Source organism: Streptomyces sp. WAC06614 (assembly GCF_003949795.1).
GTDB lineage: Bacteria > Actinomycetota > Actinomycetes > Streptomycetales > Streptomycetaceae > Streptomyces.
The window spans coordinates 1-8,721 of the sequence record NZ_RPRY01000284.1 but is presented as its reverse complement, the minus strand read 5'-3'; the positions used below and the strand labels follow the sequence as shown (position 1 = coordinate 8,721).

Here is an 8,721-nt window from a genome sequence, read left to right as displayed (position 1 = left end):
CCCCCTGCCGGGGCCGGGGCCAGGGCCGGGGCCAGGGCCGGGGCGCGGCCCGGACCCGTTGCCGGAGCCCGCGGCTATTGCGCCGTGGCCGCCGCCTCCGGCGGCAGTTCGTGGGCGAACGAGCACCGCACGCCCACGCCCGCCAGCGACGCCTCGATCTCCACGCTCCGCCAGATGCCCCCGCGCAGTGGCAGCAGCCGCTTGGCCAGCAGCTTGGCCCGGGCCTGCCCGGGCTCCTCGGCCCGGACGGGCAGCGGCAGGGCCGTGTCCGCCGACGTCAGCACCGTCTGCATCATCCACAGGGTGTTGGAGCTGGCCCGGCTGACCTGGTCCAGCTCGTACATCAGCACCTGGACCAGCTGCAGGTTCACCACGAACGCGTCGACCATCGACACCGTCGGCTCGGTCGCCGCGTCGACGCCCCGCGCGTCCGGGCCGTCGGCCGGCCCGGCGTGGAAGTGCACGTCCGCCGTGGCGACGAGCTCCTCCATGTCGACCTCCACGTCACGGATGACGTGGCGCCGCTTCTTGAAGCCCTCGCCGTAGAAGCGGAACCGGCCGTCGCCCAGCCCCTCGTCGAGGCTGCCGAAGTGGGCCTCGGCGTCGGCGCGTACGCCCGTGTCGTGCTCGATCTCGCAGCGCACCCGCAGGGCGCCGACCGCACCGTCGTGGACGGACAGGTGGCGGCCCGGGACCCCGGGGACCTCCTCGGTGCGCACCAGGCGGGAGGAGGCCGGGATGCGCAGCAGGTCCTCCTGCGGCGCACCCCCGGCCCGCAGCACGATCTTGCGCAGCCGCATGCTGGACCGCGCCTCGCCCTGGAGCCCGTAGGCGTGCACCAGGTGCAGTTCGGCGAGCTGCACGCCCAGCACCAGGGCGTCCACGGTGCTCAGGTGCGGCCGCAGGTCCGTGCCGTCCTTCTTGCGGGACCAGTCCGCCGGGTAGCTGACGTCCACGGTGGCCTGGATGCCCGGCCGTTCGACGGCGACGGGGGTGGAGACGAGGTCCCGGACCAGGTACTCGGCCCGCTGGTACCCGCGGGAGAAGAAGCGTCCTTCACCCGGGCCCAGGTAGTCGTCGATCGACTTCAGGGACAGTTTCGTCGCGACGGACACGTCTCACGCACCCGCCGTCGCACCGGCGCCGGCCGCGGCGTTGCCGGCCGCCTTCTCCAGCGCGCTCTCGTACGCGCCGACCAGCTCGCGCAGCGTCCGGATCTCCGTGATGGAGAGCTGGTCGCCGAACGGGTCCACGCCGAGTTCGGTCTCCAGCTGGATCAGCAGCTGGGCGAGCATCAGGGAGTTGACGCCGGACTTGAGCAGCTCGTCGTCCAGCGACAGCTCCTCCTCGTCCGAGCTCAGCACCACGGCCTGGATCTCGCGCTCGATGATCTCCTGGACGTGTCGGTCGTTCAGCATGTGATTCCTCCGTCGATGACCAGTGACTGACCGGTGATGAAACGTGCTTGCGGGGAGGCCAGGAAGAGGACCGCGTCCGCGATCTCCTCCGCCGTGCCGAGCCGCCCCAGGGGGGTGCGGTGCTGGATCTTCTCCCGGTTGCGATCGGTGACGTCCGAGGTCAGCTCGCTGTCGAAGAAGCCCGGCGTGACCGTGTTGACCCGGATGCCGACCGGCCCGAGCTCTCGGGCCAGGGCCCGGCCGAAGCCCTCCAGGCCGGCCTTGGCCGCGGCGTAGACCCCGACCCCGCGGTAGCCGCGGATGGCGTTGATGGACGAGATGTTCACGATCGAGCCGCCGCCGCGCATCATCAGCCGCGCGCACGCCTGGGTCAGGTGCACGGGGGCGGTGAGGTTGGCGGCGAGCAGGTCGTCGATCTTCTGCGGGGCGATCGTCAGGAACAGTTCCTGATGGAGCACGCCCGCGTTGTTGACCAGCAGGTCGACCGTGCCGAAGCGTTCCTTCACGGCCTTCACGAACTGCCTGATCTGTGCCGTCTCCTGGAGGTCGACCGACTCCCAGTGGAAGGCGTCCGGGTGCGCCTGCGCCGTCGCCCCGGTGAACTCGTTGGGCTTGCGGCTGAACGTCGCGACCCGCCAGCCCTCGGCCAGCAGCCGCTCGACGAGCACCCGCCCCAGGCCCCGGCTGCCGCCGCTGACCACGGCCGTCCGCTGCTGGGTCACACCGCGCTCCGGATCTTCTTGAAGCGGTCGGAGTGCGTGTCCGCCTCGGTGACCTCGACCACGACCGGCACCTTGAAGGCCTCCAGCCGGCGGGCGCAGTGCTCGCGCACGGCCCGGGCGGTGGCCCGCTGGTCCTCGCACGGTCCGGTGAGCTTGACGACGGCCTTGACCACCTGGCCGGTGACGTGGCTCGGGCGGCCCGAGACCACGGCGTCGGCGACGTAGTCCAGCTCCAGCAGGACGTTCTCGACCTCGCTGGGGTAGACCTTCTCCCCCGCGACGTTGATCAGCTCGGACTTGCGGCCGAGGATCCGGACGTACTCGCCGTCCGTCTCCACCGCGTCCTGGGTGTTGAAGAAGCCCTGCTCGTCGAAGGGTGCCGGGGCGTTGAGGTAGCCGAGCATCGCCATGTCGGAGCGGATCCACAGGATCCCGTCGACGATGCGGTACGAGAAGCCCTCGCCGCCCAGCTTCACCCACAGGCTGCCGTCGTCACGGGACTTGGTGGGCATGATGCCCAGCTCGGACAGGCCGTAGGTCTGCTTCAGCCGGACGGCGGGCAGGGCCTTGGCCAGCCGGGTCAGGGTGCCCTCGGGCATCGGCTCGGTGCCGTAGGTGACCAGCTTCAGCGAGCTGATGTCGTAGCGCTCGTAGGCCCTCGATATCAGCAGCATGTTCAGGAACGTCGGCGTGGTCGGCAGGATCTGGATCCGGCTGCTCTCGATCGCGGCGCAGACCGTGTCCGGGGTGCGCTCGTCGATGGTGACGAGGGCGCCGCCCTGGCTGAGGGTGTGCAGCAGGGTGTTGATGCCGCCGATGTGGTCCAGGCTGAGGAAGCCGAGGGTACGGGCCGGCCGGGTCGGCGGACCGTACTTGGCGAGCACCTTGGAGAAGTCCAGGACGCTGGCCTTGCTGCGGCCGGTGGTGCCGGAGCTGAACAGGACCAGGCCGGGCACGCCGTCGGCGCGCAGGCGGCCGTAGAGCTCGTGGGCGGCCTCGCGGCCGGTGATCTCCACGCTGCGGCGCCAGTGGTCGGAGTCGATCGAGATGACCGTCTCGACCTCGGCGACCTCCAGGAACTCGGCGCGCTTGGCGGCCGGCAGCGGGGTCATCGGGACGACGACCGCGCCGCGCTCGATGAGCGCGAGCAGGCCCGCGCAGGCCTCGACGCTGCTGACGCCTTCGATGGCGACGACCTGCCCCGCGCGGATGTCGTGGCGGTCGAGGAACTGCCCCCAGTCACCGGTCAGCCGTACGAGCTGGGCGTAGCTGTAGGCAACGCCGTTGAAGACGATGGCGTCGGCCTCGCCGAAGCTCCGCATCCGGTCGAAGAACCAGGACGTCATACGCTTTCCACCTCTTTCACCTCGTTCGTTACGGCCGCCAGCGAGCCGGGCCGGCCGGTGTGCCACAGCGGCAGGTCGAGCGCCGGCGGGACCGGCGCGGCGGGCAGCAGGGACCACCCGTGGATACGTGCGTGGGTGCGCAGGACCTTGTCCCCGCCGACGACCACGGCGGCGCCGGCGGTCCTGAGCATCGGCAGGTCGGAGATGTGGTCCCCGTACGCGATGCAGTGCTCGGGCGTGGTGCCGTGGGCGGCGGCCACGGCCCGTACGGTCTCGGCCTTGGCGGCGGACAGCATGGGCGGCCGGTGCAGGTTGCCGGTGTAGCGGCCCCAGGCGATCTCCGGTTCGGTGCACCAGACCTCGTCGGCGCCCAGGTGTTCGGCGATGGGGTCGAGGACGGCCGGGAAGGAGCCGGAGACGAAGACGATCCGGGTCCCGTCCTGCTGGTGGCGGCGCAGCGCTGCGACGCCGTGTTCGTGGAAGAAGCCGCCTGCGCGCAGTTCCTCGCGGAACCAGTCCTCGGCGAGGGCGGTGACCTCGCCGGCGTCGGCGCCTTCGAGGCTGGCGAAGTAGGCGCGGTTGGTGGCTTCGCGGGGACAGCCGACCTCGTTCATCGCCTTCAGCTCGCGGCGGCGGCTGATGTACTCGGTGGGCGGGTGTCCCACCGCGGAGAGGTAGTGGCGCAGGAAGCGGAACATGCTCGGGGCGGTGGTGAGAGTGCCGTCCACGTCGAAGAATGCGGTGCGGTAGCCGTTCAACTGCGTCTCTCCCTTTCCGGGCGTGATCGGGCCGGCCTGGCGGAGCCGGGGACCCGCGGCCCGGGGGCCGGGGGTCCGGTGCACGGCCCCTTCCCCCGCGGGGGATGTCGAGGGAAGGGGCCGGGCGCGGGGCGTCTGTACCGCTGGAGGATGGGAGCGGGTCAGACGCGTTCGGTGACGGCCGGGGCCTCGACGGGCGGGGCCGTCACCGGGTCGGTGGCCGCGGCGGTCTCCGCGCCGGCGACCTGCGTGGCGGCCGGCTTCTTCAGGCCGAGCGTCACGAGGAAGGTCAGGGCGATGCCCGCGGCGGTGGCCCAGGTCGCGACGAGGATGCCGTCGGTGAGCTGGGCGGGGTCGGTGGTCTCGCCGCCGGCGGCGGTGGCCGCGATGGCGATCAGGACCGCGAGACCGACGGCGCCGCCGATCTGCTGGCCGGTCTGGGCGATGCCGGAGCCGATGCCCTGCTCCTCGTCGGCGACGCCGGTGGTGGCGGCGGCGAACATCGCGGTGAAGATGACGCCCTGGCCGAGCGAGAGGACGATCAGCGGGACCGCGATGACCAGGTACGAGCTCTCCTGGGTCATGGTCAGGGCGAGGGCGACGGTGCCGATCAGGCCGACCGCGAGGGCGATCAGCAGGGTCTTGCGGGCGCCGTAGCTGTTCATCAGCTTCCCGGCGGCGACGGTTCCGATCAGGACGCAGCCGGAGGGGAGCAGGAAGGCGAAGCCGGTGGCCCAGGCGCTGTAGCCCTGGACGACCTGCCAGTACTGGGTGAGGAAGTAGGCGTAGGCGCCGAACGTCGCCATGAACAGGAAGGTGATCGTGGTGCCGACGGTGACGTTGCGGTTGCTGAACAGGCGCAGCGGCATCATCGGGGCGCGGGTCTTGGACTCGATGGTGAGGAAGACCGCGAAGAGCGCCACGGCGCCGATCAGGCAGCCGATGGTGGTGCCGGAGGCCCAGCCCACCTCGGGACCGTTGACCAGGGTGAACACCAGCAGGGTGGAGGCGACGGTACCCGTGATCGCACCGGGGAGGTCGAAGCCCTTGGTGGAGGCCTTGGCCGTCTTCGGCAGCAGGCCGACACCGTAGATCAGGGCCGCGGCGGCGGCGATGACGTTGACCCACATGACGGCCTGCCAGCCGAACCAGTCGGTCAGCAGACCACCGAGGATGGCGCCGAGGACCATGCCGAAGCCACCGGCACCGCCCCAGACGGACAGGGCGCGGTTGCGCTCCTTGCCCTCGGCGAACAGGGTGACCACCAGGGACAGGGTGGCCGGCGCCAGGAACGCACCGCCCAGGCCCTGGACCACGCGGGCCGCCACCAGCAGCCAGGACTCGGTGGCCAGGCCACCGGCCACGGAGGAGGCGGCGTAGAGGAAGAGGCCGAAGAGGAACATGTTCTTCCGGCCGAAGAGGTCCGTGGCGCGGCCGCCCAGCAGCAGGAAGCCGCCGAAGGCGACCGAGTAGGCGGAGATCACCCACTGCAGGTTCTGGGCGGAGAATCCGAGGTCGTTGCCGATGTCCGGCAGGGCCACGAACATGATGTTGTAGTCGATCGCGATGATCATCTGGGCGAAGGCCAGCAGGCCGAGGATCGCTCCCAGACGACGCGGCTTGGCCTGCACGCTGGTGGGCACGCCAGTTCCTTCCGGTCGGGGACGGTCAGGTGGGGGGAGGTCAGTAGCGGAAGGCGTAGGCGAGCCTGCGCGCGAAGGACTTCTTCCGCTGGGACTCCATGTAGGCGAGGTTCGACTGGAGGTCCTCGATGTCGGCGGCGACGCGACGCTCGGCCTCCTCGATCGCCTCGGGGATCGGGACGACGATCGGCAGGTTGAAGATCTCGACGATCTTCTCGATCCGCTCGGGGATCGGTCCGCCGACGACGCGGTACGGGATCTTGATCTCTTCCAGCGCCTCGACGAGCAGGTCGTCGGAGAGCCGGCGGAACGGCTCGGACACCGGGCGGTGACCGTCGGCGTCCATGTCGAACTCCACCGGAAGGTGCACGTAGGCGTCGTACGAACGCTTGGCGCGGTCCTTCTGGATCTCACCGAGGGTGTCGGTGTACTTCTGGTAGAAGCGCTTGGACGTCACGCCCATGGCCTTCTTGACGCCCTGGAACCACCACGGCATGCCGGGGTTGATGCCGACGCGCATGCGGGCCTCGAAGTAGACCCACTCGTGGAACACGCCGCCGTCGGATATGAAGGCGCCGGTCCCGGACTCGTTGACCAGGCGCTCCTCGTAGCGGCGCAGGCCGAGCTTGACCAGCTCCATCGCGTTGAGCTCCATCACCGTCTTGCCGGGGACGAGGTCGACGAGGAGCTCGCGGGAGGTCTTCGCGTGCGTGCGCGGGATACCGGTCGCGATGGAGAGGGCTTCCGTGGTGGTCGACTTACCGGACGAGTAGGTGCCGGATATCGCCAGCTTGAGGTCGGGCTTGTCGGGCCACTGGGGAACCGCGAGCTGCATTTTCGGGTGACCTTTCTCTGGTGGCGCGGGGAGGAAACGGAACGGAGCTGCACGTGCTGTTCGCCCGTTACTGGACGGCGTCGAGCGCCTTGTCGATGTCCACGACGGTGGGCAGGCCCGTGATCTTCAGGATCTTTTCCAGGCGCATCGCCGGAGTGCCGGTGATCGTGTGGACCGGAACACCGGTCTCGGCGAGGGCCGGCAGGAGGACCTCGTCCGAGAGGGTGCGGAAGTTCTCGTTGATCGGCGGGTTCTCCTCCGTCATCGGGAACTCGATGGGGAGGTGGAGGAGCACGTCGTACGCGGTCTTCGCGTGCCGCACCGCCAGCTTGCCGATGTGGTCGGCGACGTTCTCGTAGGCGGCGGTGACCTCGCTGCGGAAGCGGGTGTCGACCGCGGCCAGGGTGCCCGGGGTCGGGCCGGTGACCAGGCGGAGCTTGGCGAAGACCCACTCGTGGACGATCGAGCCGTCGCTGATGAAGCCGGCCGGGTGGGCGGCCTCGTTCAGGGTGCGCTCGGCGAAGCGCTTGACCGTGAGCTGGAGGAGCTCGCCCTCGGTCCAGTTCCAGATGTGCTTGCCCTCGCCGCCGATGGGCTCACGCATGGCGGTGCCCTGCGTGTAGGGCAGTCCGGTTACCTCGGAAAGAGCCTTGGCGAGCAGGGTCTTTCCTGATCCGTAGGCGCCGACAATGGCGATTCTCTGGGTCATGCCCAAATCATTTCAGCGGACCGGCGAGTGTCACAGCCCGCGTTGATGGTGCTATCGCAGCACCTATTGCCGCCACCAACAGCCGGGAAATGGGCGGTCACATGCGGAATTCCCGGCCCCACAAATTCTGGGGCCGGGTGGAGCGAATTCGCAAGCTACTTGTGAATTTCTACCAGTGGTTCCCAGCGGGCCGTTCCCGAGGCCGTGTCGAGCCGGCCGAAGACGACGTCGGCGAAGTGGTTGGCGAAGGCGAGCGTGCCGGGCCCGGCCAGTTCGTCGAGCAGCGCCCGGCGCGAGGCGACGCCCTGCTCGGGCAGCGCGTCCATGGCCACCGGCCAGTCGGGGCGGGCGAACTGGGCCGGGCTGTGGAAGACGTCGCCGAAGGCGATCAGCCGCTGCCCGTCCGCCGCGTCCAGGACGTACGAGGTGTGGCCCGCGGTGTGGCCGGGCGTGGAGCGGGCGGTGACGCCGGGGAAGATCTCCTCGCCGTCGGCGACCGCGCGCAGCCGGCCGTCACCGTCGGGCTGCTGCGGCCAGCCGGCCCATTCGGCGGCGGAGGCGGCGAACACGGCGGAGGAGAACGGCGTACGGGCGCCCTGGCCCGGGCGGAAGGCCCAGCCGAAGTGGTCGTCGTGCAGGTGGCTGAACGCGATCAGCTCGACGGCGGCCGGGTCCACGCCGGTGCTCCGCAGCGCCTCGGGCAGCCCGCCGCCGACGAGCACGCCGAGGGTGGGGTGGGTGTGCGCGGCGGGGATGTCGTGCGGGCCGAAGCCGGCGTCGACGAGCATCGCGCGGCCGCGGTACTCGATGAGCAGGGCGCCGATGGAGGCGGCCAGGTAGCCCTCGGGGTCGAGCAGGGCGGCGTTCTCACCGGCCCAGTCGGCGTCCGTGGTGCCGGGCAGCCAGCGTCGCGGGTCCAACTGCACGTGGCCGTCGGGCAGCCAGGTGACCTTGTGCTCGCCGAGGACCAGCGAACGCGGCGTGCGGGCCGGGGTGTTCCACGGGGTGGCCGTCGCCATGGGGACCTTCCTTCTTCTCTTCTTCTCTTCTTGTTCTCTTGTGCTGCGGTGCTGCGGTGCTGCGGTGCTGTGGGCGCTGCGGTGCTGTGGGCGCTGCGGTGCTGTGCGGCTGTGGTGCTGTGCGCTGTGGTGCTTCGGCGCTGTGGTGCTCCGGCGCCGTTGCTGCGGCGTTCGGGTTCCGCCGGGGGGACGGAGGGGGTGGGGTGGCGCGGCGGTCGGGGCGTGCGGGCCGGGTCGGCAGACGCGGGCGGCCTCCAGGCCGGCGAACTGC

Annotated in this window: 9 protein-coding genes; all 9 read right to left on the bottom strand. The window is 70.6% G+C overall.

Annotation, left to right across the window (positions count from 1 at the left end):
- Positions 1-74 precede the first annotated feature (74 nt).
- The gene (locus EF918_RS27920; RefSeq protein ID WP_125651699.1) at positions 75-1,115 is read right to left on the bottom strand and encodes an AvrD family protein; all 1,041 of its coding nucleotides are present in this window, start codon (positions 1,113-1,115) and stop codon (positions 75-77) included.
- 3 nt (positions 1,116-1,118) lie between these two features.
- Positions 1,119-1,418, bottom strand: a complete 300-nt coding sequence (locus tag EF918_RS27915; RefSeq protein WP_125651698.1) for an acyl carrier protein — start codon at positions 1,416-1,418, stop codon at positions 1,119-1,121.
- Positions 1,412-2,140 (bottom strand): SDR family NAD(P)-dependent oxidoreductase, encoded by a 729-nt coding sequence (locus EF918_RS27910; protein WP_125651697.1) that lies wholly within the window; start codon positions 2,138-2,140, stop codon positions 1,412-1,414. Before EF918_RS27910 ends, EF918_RS27915 begins: the two co-directional genes overlap by 7 nt.
- On the bottom strand, positions 2,137-3,486 hold the full coding sequence (locus EF918_RS27905; protein WP_125651696.1) for a class I adenylate-forming enzyme family protein: 1,350 nt from the start codon (positions 3,484-3,486) through the stop codon (positions 2,137-2,139). Before EF918_RS27905 ends, EF918_RS27910 begins: the two co-directional genes overlap by 4 nt.
- Positions 3,483-4,244 carry an HAD family phosphatase gene (locus EF918_RS27900; protein WP_125651695.1) on the bottom strand — a complete coding sequence of 254 codons (762 nt, stop codon included), beginning with the start codon at positions 4,242-4,244 and terminating at the stop codon, positions 3,483-3,485. Before EF918_RS27900 ends, EF918_RS27905 begins: the two co-directional genes overlap by 4 nt.
- A gap of 161 nt (positions 4,245-4,405) precedes the next feature.
- On the bottom strand, positions 4,406-5,887 hold the full coding sequence (locus EF918_RS27895; RefSeq protein ID WP_260610741.1) for an MFS transporter: 1,482 nt from the start codon (positions 5,885-5,887) through the stop codon (positions 4,406-4,408).
- Positions 5,888-5,927: 40 nt separating this feature from the next.
- Positions 5,928-6,722: an AAA family ATPase gene (locus EF918_RS27890; protein WP_125651694.1), complete on the bottom strand. Its 795-nt coding sequence runs from the start codon at positions 6,720-6,722 to the stop codon at positions 5,928-5,930.
- Positions 6,723-6,789: 67 nt separating this feature from the next.
- The gene (locus EF918_RS27885; protein WP_125651693.1) at positions 6,790-7,431 is read right to left on the bottom strand and encodes an AAA family ATPase; all 642 of its coding nucleotides are present in this window, start codon (positions 7,429-7,431) and stop codon (positions 6,790-6,792) included.
- Positions 7,432-7,586: 155 nt separating this feature from the next.
- A complete protein-coding gene (locus EF918_RS27880; RefSeq protein WP_125651692.1) occupies positions 7,587-8,450 on the bottom strand; it encodes an MBL fold metallo-hydrolase in 864 nt (287 codons plus the stop codon).
- Between the last annotated feature and the right edge of the window lie 271 nt (positions 8,451-8,721).